General features: G+C 54.2%; 22 protein-coding genes. 18 read left to right on the top strand and 4 right to left on the bottom strand.

The window, feature by feature from the left end; translation table 11 throughout:
* From sufD to ACK3CJ_RS16900, 5 genes are all read left to right on the top strand, one after another.
* A complete protein-coding gene (gene sufD, locus ACK3CJ_RS16920; RefSeq protein WP_409523389.1) occupies positions 1-1,311 on the top strand; it encodes a Fe-S cluster assembly protein SufD in 1,311 nt (436 codons plus the stop codon).
* Positions 1,304-2,554, top strand: a complete 1,251-nt coding sequence (locus ACK3CJ_RS16915) for an aminotransferase class V-fold PLP-dependent enzyme (RefSeq protein ID WP_409523388.1) — start codon at positions 1,304-1,306, stop codon at positions 2,552-2,554. Before sufD ends, ACK3CJ_RS16915 begins: the two co-directional genes overlap by 8 nt.
* A gap of 14 nt (positions 2,555-2,568) precedes the next feature.
* The gene (locus tag ACK3CJ_RS16910; RefSeq protein WP_409523387.1) at positions 2,569-2,928 is read left to right on the top strand and encodes a HesB/IscA family protein; all 360 of its coding nucleotides are present in this window, start codon (positions 2,569-2,571) and stop codon (positions 2,926-2,928) included.
* Between the two features lie 2 nt (positions 2,929-2,930).
* Positions 2,931-3,464 (top strand): putative Fe-S cluster assembly protein SufT, encoded by a 534-nt coding sequence (sufT, locus tag ACK3CJ_RS16905; protein WP_409523386.1) that lies wholly within the window; start codon positions 2,931-2,933, stop codon positions 3,462-3,464.
* A gap of 67 nt (positions 3,465-3,531) precedes the next feature.
* A complete protein-coding gene (locus tag ACK3CJ_RS16900; RefSeq protein WP_409523385.1) occupies positions 3,532-3,954 on the top strand; it encodes a SufE family protein in 423 nt (140 codons plus the stop codon).
* A gap of 10 nt (positions 3,955-3,964) precedes the next feature.
* Here ACK3CJ_RS16900 and ACK3CJ_RS16895 read toward each other — a convergent pair whose 3' ends face one another.
* Positions 3,965-4,234: an EscU/YscU/HrcU family type III secretion system export apparatus switch protein gene (locus ACK3CJ_RS16895; protein WP_409523384.1), complete on the bottom strand. Its 270-nt coding sequence runs from the start codon at positions 4,232-4,234 to the stop codon at positions 3,965-3,967.
* Positions 4,231-6,276, bottom strand: a complete 2,046-nt coding sequence (locus tag ACK3CJ_RS16890; protein WP_409523383.1) for a flagellar hook-length control protein FliK — start codon at positions 6,274-6,276, stop codon at positions 4,231-4,233. The genes ACK3CJ_RS16895 and ACK3CJ_RS16890 overlap by 4 nt, the downstream gene beginning before the upstream one ends.
* 221 nt (positions 6,277-6,497) lie before the next feature.
* Here ACK3CJ_RS16890 and ccmA point away from each other — a divergent pair, with 221 nt between their 5' ends.
* The 11 genes from ccmA to ligA are packed head-to-tail and all read left to right on the top strand — an operon-like array spanning position 6,498 to position 18,298.
* The gene (gene ccmA / locus ACK3CJ_RS16885; protein ID WP_409523382.1) at positions 6,498-7,136 is read left to right on the top strand and encodes a cytochrome c biogenesis heme-transporting ATPase CcmA; all 639 of its coding nucleotides are present in this window, start codon (positions 6,498-6,500) and stop codon (positions 7,134-7,136) included.
* Entirely contained in the window at positions 7,133-7,873 is a 741-nt protein-coding gene (gene ccmB / locus ACK3CJ_RS16880; protein WP_409523381.1) for a heme exporter protein CcmB, read from the top strand. Before ccmA ends, ccmB begins: the two co-directional genes overlap by 4 nt.
* 9 nt (positions 7,874-7,882) lie before the next feature.
* A complete protein-coding gene (locus tag ACK3CJ_RS16875; RefSeq protein WP_409523380.1) occupies positions 7,883-8,638 on the top strand; it encodes a heme ABC transporter permease in 756 nt (251 codons plus the stop codon).
* A gap of 7 nt (positions 8,639-8,645) precedes the next feature.
* Entirely contained in the window at positions 8,646-8,825 is a 180-nt protein-coding gene (ccmD, locus tag ACK3CJ_RS16870) for a heme exporter protein CcmD (protein ID WP_409523379.1), read from the top strand.
* Positions 8,822-9,346 (top strand): cytochrome c maturation protein CcmE, encoded by a 525-nt coding sequence (gene ccmE / locus ACK3CJ_RS16865; RefSeq protein WP_409523378.1) that lies wholly within the window; start codon positions 8,822-8,824, stop codon positions 9,344-9,346. The genes ccmD and ccmE overlap by 4 nt, the downstream gene beginning before the upstream one ends.
* The gene (locus ACK3CJ_RS16860) at positions 9,343-11,310 is read left to right on the top strand and encodes a heme lyase CcmF/NrfE family subunit (protein WP_409523377.1); all 1,968 of its coding nucleotides are present in this window, start codon (positions 9,343-9,345) and stop codon (positions 11,308-11,310) included. Before ccmE ends, ACK3CJ_RS16860 begins: the two co-directional genes overlap by 4 nt.
* 14 nt (positions 11,311-11,324) lie before the next feature.
* On the top strand, positions 11,325-11,861 hold the full coding sequence (locus ACK3CJ_RS16855) for a DsbE family thiol:disulfide interchange protein (protein ID WP_409523376.1): 537 nt from the start codon (positions 11,325-11,327) through the stop codon (positions 11,859-11,861).
* Entirely contained in the window at positions 11,861-12,394 is a 534-nt protein-coding gene (locus ACK3CJ_RS16850; protein ID WP_409523375.1) for a cytochrome c-type biogenesis protein, read from the top strand. The genes ACK3CJ_RS16855 and ACK3CJ_RS16850 overlap by 1 nt, the downstream gene beginning before the upstream one ends.
* A complete protein-coding gene (gene ccmI, locus ACK3CJ_RS16845; RefSeq protein WP_409523374.1) occupies positions 12,391-13,623 on the top strand; it encodes a c-type cytochrome biogenesis protein CcmI in 1,233 nt (410 codons plus the stop codon). Before ACK3CJ_RS16850 ends, ccmI begins: the two co-directional genes overlap by 4 nt.
* A 58-nt stretch (positions 13,624-13,681) precedes the next feature.
* Entirely contained in the window at positions 13,682-15,937 is a 2,256-nt protein-coding gene (gene zipA / locus ACK3CJ_RS16840; RefSeq protein WP_409523373.1) for a cell division protein ZipA, read from the top strand.
* Between the two features lie 21 nt (positions 15,938-15,958).
* Entirely contained in the window at positions 15,959-18,298 is a 2,340-nt protein-coding gene (ligA, locus tag ACK3CJ_RS16835; protein WP_409523372.1) for an NAD-dependent DNA ligase LigA, read from the top strand.
* Here the strand turns inward: ligA and ACK3CJ_RS16830 are convergent.
* Positions 18,295-19,065, bottom strand: coding sequence for a LuxR C-terminal-related transcriptional regulator (locus ACK3CJ_RS16830; RefSeq protein ID WP_409523371.1), 771 nt, complete (start codon positions 19,063-19,065; stop codon positions 18,295-18,297). The two genes, ligA and ACK3CJ_RS16830, sit on opposite strands and share 4 nt — an antisense overlap.
* 138 nt (positions 19,066-19,203) lie before the next feature.
* On the opposite strand from ACK3CJ_RS16830, the gene ACK3CJ_RS16825 reads away from it, so the two are divergent.
* Both ACK3CJ_RS16825 and ACK3CJ_RS16820 read left to right on the top strand, forming a co-directional pair.
* Complete coding sequence (locus ACK3CJ_RS16825; RefSeq protein ID WP_409523370.1) at positions 19,204-20,898, top strand: FAD-dependent monooxygenase; 1,695 nt, start codon at positions 19,204-19,206, stop codon at positions 20,896-20,898.
* Between the two features lie 8 nt (positions 20,899-20,906).
* On the top strand, positions 20,907-21,092 hold the full coding sequence (locus ACK3CJ_RS16820; protein WP_206060366.1) for a hypothetical protein: 186 nt from the start codon (positions 20,907-20,909) through the stop codon (positions 21,090-21,092).
* Positions 21,093-21,135: 43 nt separating this feature from the next.
* Here ACK3CJ_RS16820 and ACK3CJ_RS16815 read toward each other — a convergent pair whose 3' ends face one another.
* Complete coding sequence (locus ACK3CJ_RS16815; RefSeq protein WP_409523369.1) at positions 21,136-21,783, bottom strand: CBS domain-containing protein; 648 nt, start codon at positions 21,781-21,783, stop codon at positions 21,136-21,138.
* Positions 21,784-21,866: the final 83 nt, after the last annotated feature.

The raw sequence follows: 21,866 nt of genomic DNA, 5'->3' as shown, positions 1-21,866 counted from the left end.
ATGAGCGAGTTTCAGCAACAGGCACTCAAGCTGGCCGGGCAGCAGCAAAGCCCGGGTTGGCTGGTAGGGCTGCGTCAGCGCAGCGCGGATCAGTGGCAGAATGCGGCATGGCCGACGCGCAAAACAGAGGCCTGGCGCTATACATCGCTGATGCCGCTTGAAAGTGGTCGCTTTGAAGAGTGGGCGCTTCCGGTCGAGGCCAGTGAAGCCCTCAAACAGCAGTTGCTGGAGATTGACGCCTATCGCGTGGTTCTGGTTAACGGTGTGTTTGATCCTGCGCTTTCGACTGAGTTGCCTGCTTCACTGGTGCGCTTCAGTGATGCCGATGCAGCATGCCAGGCCCTGATTGAAGAGCACCTTGGTCGGGTTGCTGATCAGGAAAAACATCTGTTTGCCGCCCTCAACAGCGCCTGGACAAGCGATGGCTTTCTGCTGCATCTGAACAAGGGGCAGGTGCTGGATAAACCGCTCTATATAGTTCATCTGTCTCTGCCCGGCGAGAGTGCTGCGGTGGCTAATCAGCGTGTGCTGACGGTTCTTGAAGCGAACAGCTCTGCGCGGATGATCGAGCACTATGTCACTGCAGACGGCCAGCAGCAAAACGGCTTCGTCAACAGTATCACCGAAGCGGTGGTGGGTGATAATGCGCAGCTTGAGCACTATCGTCTCAATCTGGAAGATGAAACGCTGCTGCATGTCGGTGGCGTGCATATCAATCTGATGGCATCAGCTCGCTTTAACGGCTTTACCATCGCTCAGGGTTCACGTCTGAAGCGGATCGACTATCAGATCCGGCATCTCGGACAGGGTGCCGAGCTGGATCTCAAGGGCGTCTATCTTCCCCGCAATAACCAGCGCGTGGATTATCACACCAATGTTGAACATTGCGTTCCTCATTGCACGACCAATGAAGTATTTCGTGGTGTGATCGGTGATTCCGCCAAGGCCGTATTTAACGGGCGTATCCATATCCATCCTCACGCGCAGAAAACGCTGGCCGAGATGAGTAATCGTAACCTGTTGACCTCACTCAAGGCGGAGGTGTTCACCAAGCCCGAGCTGGAGATCTATGCGGATGACGTCAAGTGTGCGCATGGCGCCACAGTCAGCCAGTTGGACGACGGTGCGCTCTTCTACATGACCAGTCGCGGCATCTCCGAAGAGGAGGCGCGTGTCATGCTCAGCTTCGGTTTTGTCAACGAATTGATCGAATCCTTGTCTGAAGAAACAGTGAAGAGTTATCTGCGTCCTCGTCTTGCGCAGCTTTTTGGTCAAGACGAAAAACTGACCAGGCATATTATTCATGAATAAGCCACTTGCAGTCGAGATCCGATCCAGCTTCGATGTTGATGCGGTGCGCGCGGATTTTCCGATTCTGCGCCAGCAGATCAATGGTCATCCGCTGGTCTATCTGGATAATGGCGCGACTACGCAGAAGCCACAGATGGTGATTGATGCGATCTGTCGTTTTTACTCCGAAGATAACAGCAATGTTCACCGCGGTGCGCATACCCTGAGCGATCGTGCCACGGAGAAGTTTGAGGCAGCGCGTAAAGCCCTTGCAGACTTTATCCATGCACCGGATCAGCGCGAAGTGATCTGGACGCGAGGCACCACCGAAAGTGTCAATCTGGTGGCTCAGAGCTGGGGGCGTAAAAACCTGCAGCCGGGTGATCGAGTGCTGGTGTCGGCGATGGAGCATCACTCCAATATTGTGCCCTGGCAGATGGTGTGTGCCGAAAAAGGCGCCACAGTTGAGCCGATCGCGGTTGATGAGAATGGCTGTATCGAGTTGGATGCATTTCGTTCCATGCTTGATGAGCGTGTGAAAATGGTGGCGGTCAACCATGTTTCCAATGCACTGGGTACGATCAATCCGGTTGCTGAAATGGCCCGTCTGGCCCATGAAGCAGGGGCGCTGATACTGGTTGATGGTGCTCAGGCTGCCAGCCACTGGATGGTGGATGTTGAGGCGATCGATTGTGATTTCTATGCGCTGTCTGGCCATAAGATGTTCGGACCGACTGGTATCGGTCTTCTCTGGGGGCGTGCAGAGCTGCTGGAGGCGATGCCTCCCTGGTTGGGTGGCGGTGAGATGATCGAGTCGGTCAGCTTCGCCGGTACCACTTACAACCAGATACCCTTCAAGTTTGAGGCAGGTACGCCCAATATTGCTGATGCGATCGGTCTGGCGGCGGCAGTCACCTATCTCAACAGTCTGGATCGCGACGGTGCGATAGCGCATGAAAAGGCGCTGCTGAATTATGCACTTGAGAAAGCCGCTGCCTTTGAAGGATTGCGTCTGGTCGGTACGGCGGTACAGCGCGTATCGGTGATGAGTTTTGTGCTGGAAGGTATCCATGCTGCAGATATCGGCATGCTGCTGGATCAGCAGGGTGTTGCTGTGCGTACTGGTAATCACTGCGCTCAGCCGATCATGGATCAGTTTGGTCTGGATGGTACGGTCAGGGCCAGTTTCAGTTTTTATAATACTTTTGAAGATGTGGATCGGTTATTTGCTGCGCTGGAAAAAGCGCGAGAGTTTCTGCTCTAAGAGGAGAGATCTGTATGTCGGTTGAGCAGTTTGATCCGGCAACCCAGGTGGTTGCGGTACACCCGGCGGCGATTGAGCATTTTCGTCGCCAGTTGGCACAGCATGAGGATGCGAGCGCGGTGCGTCTGAGTGTGAAACCCAGCGGTTGCTCCGGTTATATGTATGTGCTGGATTTCGTGAATGAGCAGCAGGAAGGTGACCTTGATTATCAGCTGGCGGTTGATGTCAAATTGCTGGTTGACCGTGGCAGCCTGCCGATTGTAACCGGCACGGAGATCGATTTCGTGCGTGAGGGTATCAATCGTCAGGTCAAATTCATCAACCCCAACGCCAAGAGCGAGTGTGGTTGTGGCGAAAGCTTTAATGTGAGCTGAGAATGGAAAGACGCATGGTCGTGACGCTGGTTGATTGTCCAGCGCGAATAGTACCAGCCGGAACGCCGGTGACAATTCCGAAAGATACCTTTGTGACTATCACTCAGTCACTCGGTGGTAACTATACTCTGACCTGGAGTGGTCAGATGGTGCGTGTGGATGGCACAGATGCAGAAGCGCTGGGCCTGATACCTGAAAAGATGAGTTTTCCCGAGCCTGAAGATGACCAGATTCAGGAGGAGCAGGTTTGGGAAGCGCTCAGAACCATCTATGATCCGGAGATACCGGTTGATCTGGTGAATCTGGGGCTGATCTACAAGGTCAGCATTGATCAGGATGCCAAGCGTGTCGATATTCAGATGACACTGACTGCGCCGGGTTGCGGTATGGGGCCTGTGTTGGTTGGTGATGTCGAGTATCGTGTCGCCAAAGTGCCTAATGTCGAGACCGTCAAGGTCGAGCTGGTCTTTGATCCACCCTGGCAGCGCGATATGATGAGTGAAGAAGCTCAGTTGGCTACAGGTATGTTCTACTGAGCTTATGTTCTATTGAGCTTATGTTCTACCAAACTACTCCTCTCTATCTGGAAATAAGGTTATCTGAATGAAACAGTTCGGCATCGATATCAGCGCCGACGATATTATCGATACGCTCTCCTTCTTTGACTCCTGGGAAGATCGCTATCGCTATATCATAGATCTTGGCAAAGAGCTGCCGCCCATGGATGAGTCTCTGCAAACGGAGGCGCATGAGGTCAAGGGGTGTCAGAGTCTTGTCTGGTTATGCTATGAATTGCAGGACAGCAAACTGAACTTTCAGGCGCAGAGTAATGCGCATATCGTGCGTGGTCTGCTGGCAGTTGTACTGGCTGCCTATAACGGCAAGTCACCGCAGGATGCTCTGGCTTTTGATATTGAGGAATACTTCAATCAATTGAATCTGATTAAACATCTGAGCCCTAGTCGGGGCAATGGTTTGCGGGCAATGGTCAAACGTATTCAGCAGATTGCTCAGGCTAACTGCTGAATCTGCTGAATCAAGTCTCTTTTTTCAGGTTGTAGGCAAAGGCGATCACTTCAGCGATCGCCTTGTACAGCGCTTCCGGTATCTCCTCTCCAAGCTCCAGACGTATCAATACCTCCAGTAGCTCAGGGCTCTGGTGAATATGGATATTGTTTTCCTGCGCAAGTGCAATGATCTGCTCGGCAATCAGGCCGCGGCCCTTGGCGACAAGGGTTGGAGCTGTGCCGGCTTCATGGTTGTAGCGAAGGGCAACGGCGCTTTTGTTCAGATCTTCCGGTGTCATGTGTGCAGATCCACCAGATGTCGGGTTATCGGGTTCTGTTCTGCATGGTTGGCAGGTTTGCCCAGTCTGATTCCGATTGACTCTATCTGAAAGCCTTTACTGCGCAGATCTGTTTCAAAACCGGGTAAGCGATCCCGAATCAGTTTGACGGTCTCCGGCTGCTCGGCCCAGAAGCTGGTAGTCAGTTCCCAGCCGTCTTTAAGGCTGATCTCGGCATCCACCTTACCAAACTCATCCAGGGTGAAATGAAGTCGTACTGTCCAGGCTGTGACGAATTCACCCTCCTCATTTCGACGCCGATGCTCTGTTATCTTCAACTCCGCATTTTCCAGCTTCTGATCCTGCAAAATGGGCAGGTCCAGTCGGTATTGTCGCTCCTGACCACCGTCCGGCAGTTCACGCCAGTTTTGCAGGCTGCCGATCTGTTGTGCGGTGGATCTGGCCAATAGTGAGTTGACCAACTGTGTCAGCTGTTCACGTGCTGCGGTAGGCAACTGATCGGCCAGCTTCAGTAACTGTCCCAACTGCTGTTTCAGATCGCCCCCCTGTGTCAGTCGATCAGCAGACCCCTGATGCAGGCGTGCTTCGCTGAGCAGTCCGCCCTGTTGCAGGTTGCGCTGAATCGCCTTGTCGGCGTCCTCGCTGCCGGGTTTCACACTGAACATATTCAGCATCGATTGAACCAACTGATTCAAAGCGTTGCTTTGCTGAGTGTTGGACTTGCCGTTTAATTGCATCAGCTGATTCAAGCCATCGGCCAGTGGTATCTGCAGTGGCAGCACTTCGCGCAAAGCCTGCTGCATCGCCGCCTGGATTGCGGGCTGTTGTGCCAGCGGCAGAGGTGCAGGTTGGAACTGGATCTGTACCTGACCGGAATCAGAGCGTGTCAGGGTTATCTGCTGACCTGATTGCAGGGGTCTTGGGCTGATCAGCTCGACAATCTGTCCCGCCACCATGACACGTACCGGAAAACCGGATGGGCGTTGTGGCGCCTCAGCCTGCGTCAGGCTGGCCGGTAGTGTCGGTGAGGGTGATGATGCCGCTGCAGCGGTCGGAGGGGAGGGAGGGGCAGCGACAGCCGTTGCAGGGCTATTCGTTGCAGTAGTCGCTGTTCCAGTGGCCGCAGCGCCAGATACTTGTGTTGCTGCCACCGTGTTAGCAGTGGCTGGAGCAACATTGGGTATCTGGATAGTATTCACAGCCATATTGTTGCCACTGTTAGTGGCCTGAGTGACGGCTTGTGCAAGAGGAGTGGTTGGTTGCCCTTGCTGAGCCGGTGCAGCAGCAGTTTGAGTGGTCGCCGCATTCGCAGCGCTGGCTCCAGTAGGGGCTGTATTGCCAGGAGGAGCTGTATTACCAGTAGGGGCAGTATTACCAGTAGGGGCAGTATTACCAGGAGCAGCTAAGTTACCTGTCGCTGCGGGAGCGGCATTACCAGTGGTAGCTGGCGCTGTTTGTGTTGCTGGCGCTGTGCTCTGTGCCGCAGTGTTCGTCGCTGGCGCTGTTGTCGTGACAGCAGCCTGTGCAGTCGCGGTCGCAGGGTTGGCTGCTGGCTGTGCAGCATTGCCGGTTTGTGCAGCAGTGGATGCCGGGGTGTTGGGCTGAGGCAACAGCACTGCTGTTTGCGGAGTGTTGGAAGGCAAGCTGTTGATCATCGCTGCAGAAGTGGCTGCCACCTGCACGGTCAATGCTCTGGGGCCTGCTGCCGTGTTCTGATTACTGCGATCTGCAAGACCGCTTTGCGGTGGCGGAGGAGGCTGTGCCACCGCAGTTGCCGGCAGCTGTATCTGCAACTGGCCACCGGCATTCCGGCTCAGAGTAATAAGGCTGCCCAGTGCAATCGGTCGCGAGGTTATCAACTCAATCAGGCGGTTGTTGGCTTCTATCTGAATCCTGAAGGCCTGATTCTGCAGCTGATCCTGAGAGACCATCTTGACAGTACCCGGCAGTTCGCGCCCGACCGGTAGTATCCGGTTCAGGTCACCTTCGTTGCCGGAGCCACCGACAACGCGCATTGCTTGTACGTTGAGTGTTGGCAGCACTGTTATGTTTACTCCCTGTTTTACTGAATCTGACCGCTAGGTAATTGACCGATTTTTTGACTCGGATCAGTCTCAGTACCAAATGAGTAGATATTCAAACTGACGTTGAAGTTCAGATCAGTTTATAATGACGCGTTTAGACTATGTCGGCCAGTAGGGCTGAAAATTTATTACTGTCGCACAATATCACTGCGATAGCTGCTATGCCGGAGTCAGCCTTTTTGTCAGAGCCACTGCTGAGAGTTGAAAATCTGTTCTGCGAACGGGACGAACGTGTTCTGTTTGACGAACTGGGCTTTGCGCTATCTGCTGGCCAGATCCTCCAGGTGGAGGGGCAGAATGGCAGTGGCAAGACAACACTGCTGAGAATTCTCTGTGGCCTTTCACGGCACTATGAGGGCGATATCATCTGGCGTGGTGAGCCCGTCAGTCAGCAGCGAGAGCGCTATCATCGGGAGCTGATCTATCTGGGACATCAGCCGGGCGTCAAGGCGGTTCTCACGGCTGAAGAAAATCTGCGCTGGTATGCAGCACTTGATGGCACCATCGATGAATCCGCAATCTCCTATGCGTTGATGCAGGTTGGCCTTGAGGGCTTCGAGGATGTGCCGTGTCATATGCTCTCAGCCGGCCAGAACCGCAGAGTCGGGCTGGCCAGACTTTATTTGAGTCAGGCGCTTCTGTGGATACTGGATGAACCCTTTACCGCGATCGATAAGAAAGGTGTTGCTGCTCAGGAAGCGCTTCTGGTTGAGCATGCCGAGCGAGGTGGATGTGTGATTCTGACAACCCATCAGGAGCTGCATCTGACCGATTATCTGAGCCGCATCAACCTGGATCGGCAGGTCGGAACTTCATGAACGATATGGAAACTAAAATCCGAAAGCTCGGACAGCTATCCGGCACGAGTGAGGAGGTCTTCCGTCCTGGTTCTGTGTTGCTGGCGACAATCAGGCGAGAGCTGTTGCTGGCTTTCAGGCGGCGCAGCGATCTGGTCAATCCTCTGATCTTTTTTCTGATGGTGGCAACCCTGTTTCCACTCGGTATCAGTCCTGAGCCGAGTGTGTTGACACTGCTGGCGCCCGGAGTGGTCTGGGTGGCGGCGCTTCTGGCAACACTGTTGTCCATGGACAGTCTGTTTCGGTCCGATTTTGATGATGGTTCGCTGGAGCAGATACTGCTAAGCCCTCAGCCCCTGTTCATGGTGGTACTGGGTAAGGTGATGGCGCACTGGATCATGACGGGTCTGCCGTTGACGCTGATCGCTCCTGTGCTGGGTATTATGCTGTTTCTCCCAACAGAGGGGATGGGTGGGTTGATGCTGAGCCTGTTGCTGGGAACGCCGACCCTGAGTCTGATTGGTGCCATAGGCGCGGCGTTGACAGTAGGTTTGCGCAAGGGGGGCGTGCTGATTTCTCTGCTGGTGCTGCCACTTTACATACCGGTACTTATTTTTGGTACCGCTGCTGTTGAGGCCGCTGTGACAGGGCTTCCGGTGGCGGGACACCTTGCGCTGCTGGGCGCACTGCTGGCGCTTGGGTTCAGTCTTGCGCCGCTTGCCATTGCCGCAGCTCTCAGAATTTCTGTTAGTGGGTAGTTGAATATTATGAGTGATAAAAAATGGATGCCACGCTGGTTTTACCAGTTAGCCTCTCCGCGCTGGTGCTACCAGATTACCGGCAAACTGATGCCTGGCTTTATGCTTGCGGCTGTATTGCTGATTCTGGGCGGTGTGATCTGGGGGCTGGTATTCGCACCTTCTGATTATCAGCAGGGCAACAGCTTCCGAATCATCTACCTGCATGTTCCGTCAGCATTTCTGGCTCAGTCCATCTATATAACCATGGCGATTGCCGGTGCGATCGGGTTGATCTGGAAGATGAAAGTAGCCGATATGGTGGCTAAATCCTGTGCTCCGATCGGTGCATCCATGGCGATCCTGGCCTTGGTCACCGGTGCCATCTGGGGCAAGCCGACCTGGGGCGCCTGGTGGGTCTGGGATGCGCGTCTGACTTCCATGCTGATCCTGCTTTTTCTCTATTTTGGCGTTATGGCATTGAACTCTGCGATAGAAAACGAGTCAACTGCCGCGCAGGCGACCGCTGTGTTGGCTATCGTGGGTCTGGTGAATATTCCAATTATCAAATATTCAGTTGACTGGTGGAACACTTTGCATCAGCCTGCCACCTTCACATTGACTGAAAAACCGGCCATGCCGGTTGAAATGTGGTTACCTCTCCTGATTATGGTGCTGGGTTTCTACTGTTTTTTTGCAGTTGCTCTGATGCTGCGACTGCGCAACGAAATCATTCAGCGTGAACGCAGAGCCGGTTGGGTGCGTGAACTGCTGACTGATAAGTGAGGTTGCTGTGTTTTTCGAGAGCTTTGGCGAATTTCTGGCGATGGGTGGGCATGGTCTTTATGTCTGGCTCAGCTATGGCTTTGGTCTGTTTATCTTGATTCTCAATATCCTGTTGCCCTTGCAGTCGCGCAAACGTTTGCTGGTTGAGCAAGCGCGTCGCCTGCGTAGAGAGGAGGCTCGTTCATGAACGCAGTACGCAAGAAGCGCCTGTATATCGTCCTGTCTATCCTGCTGGGGACAAGTGTGGCAGTAGGGCTGACAGCCTATGCGCTGAGTCAGAACATCAATCTGTTCTACTCACCTTCTCAGATTGCTGAAGGTGAAGCCCCGGCTAACACCCGTATACGTGCCGGTGGCATGGTTGTCGAGGGCAGTATCAACCGAGATCCCGGTAGTCTTAAGGTTCGCTTTGATATCACTGATTATGCACATACTGCGACTGTCGAATATAACGGCATCCTGCCGGATCTGTTTCGCGAAGGGCAGGGTATTGTTGCCCAGGGAGCTCTGGACCAGAACGGCCTGCTGATTGCTACCGAAGTACTGGCCAAACATGATGAGAATTATATGCCGCAAGAGGTGGCTGATGCGTTGGTTAAAGCTGGCAAAATGCCGGATTATAACTATCAGCAACAGGCCGCTGGTGATAGCGGAAGCGAAGGTCAGGGCTATGGTAAGAGCAATGGCAGTCAGGGGTATGGTCAATGATTCCTGAACTGGGGCAGTTTTCATTAATTCTTGGTTTGTCTCTGGCGCTGATTCTGTCAGTAGTGCCCATGGTAGGGGCCTATAATGGAAATCAGTTGTGGGTCGACTATGCTCGCCCACTCAGCAAAGGCGTGTTTGTATTTCTTACCTTCAGTCTGTTTTGTCTGGGCTGGGCTTTTTTAAGCGACGACTTCTCTGTCGTGTATGTTGCCAATGGCTCGAATACTAACCTGCCATGGTTCTTCAAGATAAGCGCTATCTGGGGCGGTCATGAGGGCTCATTGCTGCTGTGGGTCTGGATTCAGGCTGTCTGGACATTAGCGGTTGCACTCAAGAGCAAAACGCTACCCCACGATATTGTCGGTCGTGTACTGGGTGTCATGGGAATGATCTCGGCAGGATTCCTGCTTTTCATCCTGTTTACCTCCAACCCGTTTGACCGTTTTCTGCCCGGCTTTCCGGCTGAGGGTGCCGATCTTAATCCGTTGCTGCAGGATTTTGGCCTGATTATTCACCCGCCCACGCTCTATATGGGCTATGTCGGTCTGTCGGTTGCTTTCTCCTTCGCCATTGCTGCACTGCTGAGCGGAAGACTGGATGCTGCCTGGGCACGCTGGTCACGCCCCTGGACAACGGTCGCCTGGGCGTTTCTGACCATTGGTATCGCTCTTGGAAGCTGGTGGGCCTATTACGAGCTTGGTTGGGGTGGCTGGTGGTTCTGGGATCCGGTAGAAAACGCTTCACTGCTGCCTTGGCTTGTGGCCACTGCATTGATCCACAGTCTGGCAGTGTCGGAAAAGCGTGGCGTATTCAAAAGCTGGACGGTGCTGCTTGCAATCGCTGCATTTTCACTGAGCCTGCTGGGTACCTTCCTGGTTCGCTCCGGGGTACTGACTTCGGTTCATGCCTTTGCAACAGATCCACAACGCGGGATGTTCATACTGGGTATGCTGATCGTAGTGATCGGTGGGTCTTTGTTGCTTTATGCGCTTCGGGCGGGATCGGTCAAGAGTGATTCGAGTTTTAGCCTGTTGTCGCGTGAAAGCCTGTTGCTGGTGAATAATGTTCTGCTGACTGTGGCTTGTGCCATGGTACTGATCGGCACGCTTTATCCGCTGGTGATGGATGCATTGAATCTGGGTAAAATCTCTGTCGGGCCTCCCTATTTCAATGCCCTGTTTGTGCCGCTGATGTCGATCATGGCTGTGTTTCTGGGTATCGCCACTGTCAGTCGCTGGAAACAGACCTCCGTATCCTTCCTGGTTTCGCAACTTTGGTTGCCAGCCGTGGCGGCGATACTGGCAGGGATTGCCACGCTTTGGTTATACAGCGGCGCATTGGACATCTGGGCTGGTATGGGGCTGGTACTGGCTTACTGGATTCTTTTCACGGGTATGCGTGATCTTTATAACCGTATACGTCATCGTCGAAATGTGTGGCAGGGGATGCGTCAGCAGTCGCGCAGTTTCTACGGCATGATTCTGGCCCATATCGGCGTTGCTATCATGATTGTCGGTGTGGTGATGGTGACCATTTTCGAAGAGCAGACTGATATGCGCATGGTGCCGGGCGACAGAATGACTTTTCGCGACTACACCTTCATCTTTGATGGCACACGTGAAGGGCAAGGCCCGAATTATACCTCCGATATGGGGCGTGTCCGAGTCTTGTATCAGGGCGAGCCCTATACAGAGATGTTCCCGGAAAAGCGTCTTTATACTGCACGCGGCATGGTCATGACTCAGGTGGCACTGCAGCCTGGATTATTCCGCGACCTCTACATTGCACTGGGCGAACAGCTTGAACCGGAAAGTGGTGCCTGGGCTGTCAGGCTCCAGTACAAGCCATTTGTACGCTGGCTCTGGCTGGGTGCCATCTTTATGGCAGTCGGAGGTGTGCTGGCAGCGGCTGATCCACGCTATCGCAAGCAGGCACGGCGTGATGCTGCTGCGGCCACAGTCTGAAGGAGGTTGTCTGGATGCGTAAGATTTTTTTGTTTATTCCGCTGCTCGCTTTTCTGGCGGTGGGTGTGTTTCTGTTTCGTGGCTTGTTCATGGATCCGACCAAGCTGCCTTCAGCGCTGATCGACAAACCCATGCCTGAGTTCAGCTTGCCGTCGCTGTATGAGCCAGAACAGATGTTAACAGCCGTCGATCTCAAGGGTGAGGTTGCGTTGCTTAACGTCTGGGCGACCTGGTGCCCGACCTGCCTGGAAGAGCATGGTCAGTTGAACAAGATAGCCAAAGAAGAAGGCGTCACCATCTATGGTCTGAATTACAAGGATGAACCAGATAAAGCGCTGAGCTGGCTGGAGCGTTACTATGACCCATACAAACTGGTGGTTGTGGATCAGGCGGGTTCGCTGGGTCTGGATATGGGGGTGTATGGTGCGCCTGAAACTTTCATACTGGATAGGCGCGGCGTGATTCGCTATCGCCATGTCGGGGCGGTGGATGAGGCCGTGTGGCAGAAACTGCGCAGCATGATGCAGCAGATTGAAAAGGAAGATGTCTGATGCGTTATCTGTTGCTGTCTGTATTGTTGATGTCGGGACTCGCGCTGGCTGCAATAGAAGGCTACGAGTTCAGTAGTTCAGAAAACGAAAGCCGCTTTCATAGCATGACGCATGAGCTGCGATGCCCGACTTGTCAGAACCAGAATATTGCAGACTCGGATGCACCCCTTGCAGCTGACCTGAGGCGCGAAGTACACCGCATGATCGAAGCCGGGGAGTCTGATCAGGATATCATCGACTTCATGGTGTTGCGTTTTGGTGATTTTGTACACTATCGCCCTCGTGTGACCAGTACGACCTGGTTCCTTTGGTATGGCCCCTATGTGTTGCTAGCTCTGGGTTTTCTGGCAGTTATTATTATCAGCCGCAAACGTCGCAGTCAACGCGTACCTCAGGAGGATGGCGCTGAAACAGTGGCCAGCGAAGCCGTGGTGGATGCCTCTGATACTGAAGCAGGTATGGAAGCCGCTCGATTGTCACCTCAGGAGCAGCAACAGCTGCAAAAACTACTGCAACAGGAACAGGATAAATGACATTACTCTGGGTTGGTATCGCGCTCCTGACATTGGTGGCGGTTGCGATAGTTTTCTGGCCACTGCTGCGCAATAGACATGCTCATCTGGAAACCTTGCAGCATGTGGATCGTAAAGCACAGAATATCGAAATTTTCAGAGAGCGACTGAGCGAACTGGAGCGAGAGCGTGATGCAGGGACTCTGGCCGAGCAGGAGTTTGGCGAGCTGAAGATTGAGCTGGAGCGGAACCTGTTATACGACGCAGCGGATCTGCAATTAACTCAATCCCGCGTGCGGTTGGGTAAGCGCCAGTTGGTCGTCGTGACACTATTGGCACTCATGGTGCCTGTTCTGTCCTTCAGCCTGTACCAGCATCTGGGTCGGGCCGATGATCTGGCTGTGGCGATGCATCGTGCTGCATTTGACTCATCCTTCAGTGAAGGACCGACCTCTATAGAGGAGGCGATCGAGCGCCTGGAAACAGAGCTCGAGCGTAATCCGAATAATCCGGAAGGCTGGTATTTGCTGGCAACTACATTGATGAATATGAATGAGTTTGATCGTGCCGCTCAGAGCTTCCGTCAGGCGCTGGATTATCTGCCAGAAACTTCTGAAGAGTATCCGGGTGTAATGGGACAACTCAGTCAGGCGCTGTTCTTCGCGCGTGGCGGTAAGGTTGATGATCAGGTGCGGGATCAGATTGATGCAACTCTGGCACTGGATGTGAATGAAGTGACATCGCTTGGCTTGCTGGGTATAGACGCTTTTGAACAGGGACGTTATGAAGATGCGGCCGGCTACTGGGAACATGCACTGGCCTATGCTGAAGAGGGGCAGGCCAGTGTGTCGCTGCAGGCTGGCATTCAGCGTGCGCGCGAGCGTATGCAGCAGGGTCAGGAGCCAGAGCTTTTGCGGATCACGATTGAGGTGGCCCCGGAACTCATGACCGAAATACGCTCGGATCAAACAGTCTATGTTTTTGCACGACCAGTGGGAGGGCGTATGCCGGCAGCCGCCATGCGACTGCAGGTCGGACAACTGCCGACAACTGTGTCTTTCAATGATGGAATGGCGATGATGCCCGAGATGCGCCTGTCACAGTTCGAAGAGGTCGAAGTTGTTGCCCGGATCAGTCAGCAGGGAGTCCCTGAAGAACAGTCGGGTGACTTTAAAGGTAGCCTTGGCAATGTTAAAGTCAGCACTTCGGATGGAACTTACACGCTGGTGATTGATCAGCTAGTAGAGTAGGCTTCAATTTTTAAATTTTTATACTCAGACAGCAGAATACTCGGGATACAGTTACACCATGGAGATCAGTCTTCGCGAATGGCTTATAGTTGGCGGTATTCTCGTCATAGTGCTGATACTGTTTGATGGCTGGCGCCGTATCAACAGTAATCGTAACCGTTTGCGTATTGATATAGATCCGAATTTTTCCGACAGCGATGCAGCGGAGCCTGTCAGCCACTTCAATCCCGAGCTACCGAATGGTGGCGCACGCCCGCTGCGCAATGCTTCAGGTGTTGATCCCGAAGCAGAGCAGGAAGTTGCTGACGCGCCTGCAACTGACGGTTTCAAGCATACCAGGCTAGGTGCCATGGTGCAGCCTCAGGCACTGCGGCAAAAGATGGAGCCCTTGAGCGCTACATTGAAAGCCGCTTCCTCATCGGTTCTGGCCAAGGCTCAGGATAAACCGGTTGAGCATGACAGGATAGAGCCGGGCTTTGACTCAATGGGTGAATCCACGAACGATTTACCGGATGAACAGGATATCTTGCCGGGCCTTGAATCTCACCAGCGAGACTCCCATAGCGCCTCTGCCGAACTGGAAGCCTATGAAACAGATCTCCCATTGGATGATGTGCCTGTTCAGGATGAGTTTCTCCGGGATGAGCCTTATGAAAATGAGTATCAGGAAACGGCAGACGAGCCAAAAGAGCGCTGGATCTATTCCACCGATGAGATTCCCGAACCGGCACTGGACATTACAGTAGAGCCGGAAGCGCCACTTGAACATGCTGATGCACCGGTTGCAGAACTGGATGCTGAAGACGACAGTGATGCTTTCTTTTCCACTGAGCTTGATTATGATGACCCCGTTGATATTGTCGGCGAGGAGTTTTTGGATGAGTCGCTTTCGGAGGAGCAGCCTGACACGCTGCCAGCTTCTCTGGATGAGGAGCTGACTAGTCTGGAACAGGCCGAAGACCTCATCTCAACTGATCTTTATGAAAACGATCCTGAAGAGCTGTCTATTGAAGAGTTGTCTACTGAGGAGCTGCTTGAAGAGCTACCTGAAGATGCTCAGCCTGATGATGAGGCGATCGATTTGGCAGCTGCTTCGGCAGCATCAGAAGTGGTCGACGAGGAGTGGCGGCAAGATCTATCTGCCCCGGTCACGCATATTCAGGACACCCGTGCACTGCATGAGATGGACCCCCTGTTTGATGATATACCACCCTTACCACGGGCTTCTGCTCGCCAGGGTGTCTCTCAGCCACCGCAACAATCGCCTGCAAAAGCACCTGACGCACCTGCCCCTGTGCAAGAAGCTGCACAAGAGCCCAGGCAGCCGCAGCAGCCACCTGCCGATGCTGAACCAGCAAAGGGTCAGAATCTGGACCTGGATTTAGATCTGGATCAGCCCATCACCATGTTGTTGGATCGTTCACGTAACAAGCGAGCGGCGATGTCCGGCTCTGCTGCGCCAGCATCGGACAGCCTGGATGAGACGCCATTGGCGGCTGAGCCGAAAAGAAGCACACGTCCTGAACGTAAGAAGCCTCAGGCACCTTCTGCAGGTGCGATTCGTGATTTGTGGGCCGATCCGGAACCGAGCATCACATTACCGGGCTTTGATTTAGATCCCGAAGAGCCAGAGCTCATAAAGCCTGAAGCCGATTTTTCAGCACCAGTAGCTACTCCGAGCAGTACACCGCCTGTCGAGGAACCTCCGTTCTTTGCACAGGAGCCAGCTCCTGCACCCACTCCTGCACCCACTCCTGCACCCACTCCTGCACCCACTCCTGCACCAGAGCCAGAATCAACTGCTGTCTCTGATCTGGCAGGTCCACCGGTGCAAGAAAGCAAGCCAGCAAAAAAAGCGCTGAGTGACCTGCCCGAGCCTGAACACGTACTGGTGATTACCGTTGTTGGTAACAACAAGGAGCCCTTTACTGGCGCCATACTTCGCCGGATCGTTGAGGCCTGTGGTATGGAGCATGGTGATATGTCGATATTCCATCGCTTCGAAGGCGATGACGACAACAGCCCGGTTCAGTTCAGCATGGCCAATGCGGTCAACCCCGGCACATTTGATCTGGAGCATATGGATGAGATGGAGACACCCGCCGTGTCTTTCTTTATGTCGATGCTGGAGCCCCGTGAGCCGATGACAGCCTACGAATGCATGCTGGCAACCGCTGAAACACTGGCCAAGCATGTGGGTGGAGATCTGCTTGATGAAGATCGTTCCGTTATGCGCCCCCAGACCAAGGAACACTACCGTCAGCGTATCCGTGACTTTGAAATGGAAAATCGCAGACAGCAGCGTGTGCTCTAGTCCACCATAAAAAGTCACATTATGAATCCTGAAATCCGTATCCAGCAGTTACGTGATCAGATCAACGAGCATAATTATCGTTATTATGTGCTGGATGATCCGACCCTTCCCGATATCGAATATGACCGCCTGTTCATTGAGTTGCGTGAGCTGGAGGCGGCCCATCCCGAGTGGGTGAGTGATGACTCACCTACCCAGCGAGTCGGCGCGAAACCCGATAGTGGCTTTGCCGAAGTCCGGCACGAAATGCCAATGCTGTCACTGGATAACGCCTTTGCTGATCAGGATCTGACCGATTTTATCCGTCGGGTGCATGAGCGCCTGAAGCGACCTGCTGCAGAGGTGATTCAGTTCAGTTGTGAACCGAAGCTGGATGGCATCGCAATCAGTATTTTTTATGAGCAGGGTCGCCTGACTCGTGCCCTGACCCGTGGCGATGGTTACACCGGCGAAGATATCACCCTGAATGTGCGCACGGTGCGCAATGTGCCAGTCAGACTCAGAGGCGACGACTGGCCGGAGCGATTGGAAATCCGGGGTGAGATCTATATGCCGCGTGCCGGGTTTGAAAAGCTCAACGAGCGTGCGCGTGAAAAGGATGAAAAAACCTTCGTTAATCCGCGTAACGCTGCTGCCGGCAGTCTGCGTCAATTGGACCCGGCTATCACCGCATCGCGCCCTCTGGAACTCTGCGCCTACAGCACCGGTATTGTCGAGGGCGGCACACTGCCTGACAGCCACTACGAAACTCTCAAATTGCTGCAGCAGTGGGGGCTGCGCATCAATCCTGAGATGCGCTTGGTGGACGGGCTGGAAGGTTGCCTTGCCTACTACGAGCAACTGGCCAACAAGCGTGATGGCCTTGGCTATGATATCGATGGCATCGTGTACAAGGTCGATGACAAGCGCCTGCAGGAAACTTTGGGTTATGTGGCCCGCGCACCGCGCTGGGCGATTGCACGTAAATTCCCGGCACAGGAGGAGATTACCCGCCTCAATGCCGTGGAGTTTCAGGTTGGGCGCACCGGGGCGATTACGCCGGTTGCGCGCCTGGAGCCGGTGTTTGTCGGCGGCGTCACGGTCAGCAATGCCACGCTGCACAATATGGATGAGATCGCCCGACTGGATATCCGCGAAGGGGATCAGGTAATCGTGCACCGCGCCGGGGATGTGATTCCGAAGGTGGTGCGAGTGCTCACCGAGAAGCGCACGGGCGATGAAAAACCGATACAAGTGCCCAGCCATTGTCCGGTCTGCGGATCGGATGTCGAGCGGACGCAGTTGCAGCGCCACGGTAAAGGCAAGGTGCACAGCAGCGAAGGCTCTATCTACCGCTGTGTCGGTCGTCTGGTCTGCAGTGCGCAGCTGAAACAAGCGATCCTGCACTTCGTGTCGCGCCGTGCGCTGGATATCGAAGGCCTGGGCGAAAAGAACGTTGATCAACTGGTGGAGCGAAAGCTGGTGCGCTCACCTGCCGATCTGTTTTCTCTGACGGTCGAAGATTTCCTTCAACTGGACGGTTTCGCGCAGCTGTCATCAGAAAACCTCTACAACGCGATCCAGGCTCGCAAGCAGACCACACTGGCACGCTTTATCTTTGCACTCGGTATTCCCGAAGTGGGTGAAGAGACCGCCCGGACGCTTGCGACCAGCCTGGGATCGCTGCAACGGATACGCACGGCGTTGCCGGAACTGCTGACCTGGCTGCCGGATATCGGGAATGAGGTGGCTTTCTCCATCGCTCATTTCATGCAGGATGAGCATAACCGCCAGATCCTGGATAGCATGATTGAGCAGGGTATGGTGTTCGACGACGAAGGCGGCCTGTCACCGGCTCTGGTGGGGCAGATCAGCTTTGCGCAGTTGCTGATCAAGATGAGTATTCCCGGTGTGGCACAGACCGGCGCAGAGAATCTGGCCAACTATTTTACAACGCTGGAGGCTCTGCTTGAGGCAGATGCAGCCCGGCTCAGTCAGATACCCCGCTTCAGCGCAAAAGCACGCGCAGGCCTGCTGGAGTGTCTGGCAGACAAGGAGTGGTGCCGCTTGATTGGTGCACTGGAGCAGCAGTTAAGTGATTTTGGCATGCACTGGGAGTGTCAGGCCGAAGTTGCCGTGACGGAACAGCCACTCTCGGGCCAGACCTGGGTACTGACAGGCACGCTCGAAAGCATGACCCGCGATGAAGCCAAGGATCGCCTGGTGGCGCTGGGTGCCAAGGTCAGTGGTAGTGTCTCAAAGAATACCGATTGTGTTGTGGCAGGCCCCGGAGCGGGCTCTAAGCTCAGTAAAGCGGAACAGCTCGGCGTACGGGTAATGGATGAAGCCGGATTATTAGCCTTTCTGCAGGAAAAGAGCTAGGCACCCAACAGCGCGATAAGCTCTGTCTTACGTCTTATGCCCAGCTTCTGATAGGCGCGCTGGCGATAGGTCGATACCGATGTGGCCGACAGGTTGAGTGTCTGAGCGATGGTTTTCACAGGATGGGCACGAGCGATCATCTGGCACACCTGTGCTTCACGCTCCGACAGCGACGCCAACAACAGATGACGCTGCCCCTGCAGGTCGGAATTATCGCGCAGCTGCCGGATCAGCAGGGCGCTGACAATCGGTACCGCCTGCTTCAGGCGCTCCAGCTCCTGCTGGGTAAACAGCCCCTTTTCCGCAGAACGGTAGAAGTTGATATAGAACAGGTTGCCGCTCTCCTCATCGCGCACAGCGATCGCGAACTTTTCGTTCAATGCCGGATGATTGAAAAACGTCTGACGGTACACTGCCGGCAGTGAGCGGTGCAGTAGCACTTCGCAGGCATGTTCCCCCGGGTTATTCATCACCTCCGCGATCAACTGCTGCAGCAGACTATCCTCACGGAATTGCCCACCGGCATAAAGGCGAGCCAACTCCAGCCCCAGCTCCGGGTTGCTGCGATTATGCGCCAGACGACAGCGCATCTGATCCGCATCAGAATCGAGTTCAAACACCATAAACTGCTCAATCACGGCGATTTGCGACATCAACTGAAAGAAGCGAGGGAAAAAGCGGCCGCTGCCCAGCGCCTCAATGCAGGAGGCGATAACAAGGCTCTGTAGCTGATGATCAGCGCTCTTTATCGAGGTATTTGAAGGCATGGCAACATCATTGTCTGTGCGAGTCTTTCTGTCAACTGGCGTCATTATTGTCATAGTTTTACTAGGACATGCTCCAGAGATAAGAGTGTCTAAGGTAGAGGTACAAGAATAACCAACAGGATATCGAGGACACCTCTCATGCATCAGCCTGACACCTCACCGCGCCATTCAATTTACTATGACTACAAGGTCTACCCCTTCCAGCGCCCATCGGAGATGGATGACAAAAAGCTGCGCCACAAAGCAGTGATCGTCGGGGCCGGCCCGATCGGTATGATGACCGCTTTGAACCTTGCACAGCATGGGATCCCCAGCGTGGTGCTGGAGGCGGATAATCAGGTGTCTCACGGCAGTCGTGCCATCGTCTTTACCCGCCGTTCGATGGAGATACTGCAGCAGGTGGGCGTAACGGCCCGCATGCTGGAAAAGGCCCTGCCCTGGTCCAGAGGCAACTCCTTTTATCGTGGGCAATGTGTGTTTCGGATGGAGGCACCGGATACACCGGACAGTCGCTTTCGTCCCATGTACAACCTTCAGCAGCAGTATCTGGAGGAGTATATTCTGGATCAGGTGATGCACAGTGAACTGATCGAGATGCGCTGGGCCAGCAAAGTGATGGCCGTGGAGCAGGATGACAACTGCGTGCATCTGATGGTGGACACTCCCGAGGGCGAGTATCGCCTGACAAGCGACTGGCTGGTGGCGGCTGATGGCGCACGCTCCTTTGTCCGCAGTGCCCTGAATCAGCGGATGGAAGGCGCGAGCTATAGTGGCCAGTTTGTGATTGCGGATATCCGCATCGATCTGGATTTTCCGACCGAGCGCAGAGCCTATTTTGATCCCGAGTGGAATCCGGGCAATACCGTGCTGATGCACCGCGAGCCGGATAATATCTGGCGTATCGACTATCAGTTGCCGCAGGGTGAAACACCGGAGCAGGCTTTGTCGGAAGCGTCGCTGCATCAGCGGATCAATGCGCAGCTGAAAATGGTCGGTATCGATGCACCCTGGGAGCTGGACTGGTGTTCGGTCTACTCCGCCCGTACGCTGACACTGCCTGATTATCGCGTGGGGCGTGTGGTGTTTACCGGCGATGCCGCACATATTCTGCCGATTTTCGGCGTACGCGGTGCCAACACCGGGCTGCAGGACTGTCAGAATCTGGCCTGGAAGTTGGCGCTGCATATCAAGGGGGTGGCCGGCCTTGATCTGGTGGACAGCTACAGCCGGGAGCGGGTGCAGGCGGCCAGAGAGATTATCGATGAGGCTGGCAAAAGTACCCGCTTCATGACACCGCCGAGCAAGGGCTATCGCCTGTTGAGAGATGCGACCCTCTCCCTGTCCCTGCAGAAGGATTTCGTCGGCCCCTTGTTTCACTGGCGCACCTCTCGTGCACACAATTATCCCGATTCAAGTCTGAATACGGCAGCTGACAATGCGGTTTTTGCCAGTGGTCCGGCGAATGGCATGCCGCTGGAAAACATTCAGCTGAGCGAGAATGACTATCTCTTTGATCATCTGGATAACGCCTTTAATCTGCTTCTGTTCAATCTGACGCCAGTTCAGTTGGATCAGATGCAGACTCTGCAGGCAACGCTGCAGACTGAAGAGATCCCGATCAATCTTCTGCATGTCACCAGTCGCCCAGCCGAGCAGGCGGAGCCATCTGTCACGCGACTAGTGGATATCAGTGGTCATATGCGCAGTGCCTATGGTGCAGGTTCCGGCAGTGTTTATCTGGCAAGGCCGGATCATCATGTCGCGGCACGCTGGTTGTCACTGGATGTGGCAGCGGTAAAACAGGCGATAGACAACATTCTGAACAAAGCATGAGAGGTAAGATGATGAACAGCAATCTGAGACCACAGGAGCTGGAAAGCGTATATGACGCGCTGGCCGAATCCCTCGATCAGGCCGGTGAGCAGGATCGGCTGTACCTGGTCAAGGTCGCCTTGTGTCTGGCCAATCTGACCGGTGATGCGGACGCGGTATTGAACAGTTTCAGAGAGTGTCTTGAGGATCTGTAGTCGATAAAAGTAGTTTACAGTCAGGATGAAAGCCGAATCTGATTCAGGCCCAGCTTTCGATATGTGCGCTGTTGATCAGCAGGCGAATCAGGTCGGTGCGAGTAATGATTCCCTGCAGCTTGTCCCCCTGATCGATCACTGGAATGGCTGTGACAGGGTAATCAACAAAAATGGTTGCGATCTGTGGCAGTTCGGTTTCAGGAGCAGCCACGATCATGCGCTTTTGGAAAGTCACCGCAATGGTGACCGTCGAATCAGTGCCGTGATCGATGATCTCTTGTCTTGTGATCAGTCCCAGCGGTTTGTTTTCATCGGTTACCACAACCAGTTGGCTGATCTCATGTTCCTCCATTATGAGCCAGGCCTGGCGCAAATTGTTTTCCGGTGTGATGGTCTGAACCGGAGAGGTCATGATTTTACTGGCTGACAGAATGGGTATCGGCTTAGGTTTGCCGGCCTGAAGCGTTTCCTCATAGGCCTTTCCTGCATCCTTGCTGACTGCAGGCTGTTTTTTGCGGGCGTCCGGGTCTATGTGGAAGAAGTTATCGACATCTTCCGCCAGATGTTCTTCAGAACCAGGTATATGACGAGAGCGTCTGGTTTCTGTCAGACTCTCAACACTGCGATCCTGAAACAGCGATCTCACAGGGGTCTGTATCCGATATCCATGATCGTAGATTGCCAGTGCCATATTTGCCGCCTCCGCCTGTTACTATAACCTATATCGGCTATATCAGGAGAATCTTAAGCGCTAAAGTGTAAAACGTCTGTTTG

The organism is Nitrincola salilacus, from assembly GCF_046271865.1.
Classification (GTDB): domain Bacteria; phylum Pseudomonadota; class Gammaproteobacteria; order Pseudomonadales; family Balneatricaceae; genus Nitrincola; species Nitrincola salilacus.
Note: the sequence above shows the minus strand (reverse complement) of the source record. Positions and strands in the feature narration are given on the sequence as shown.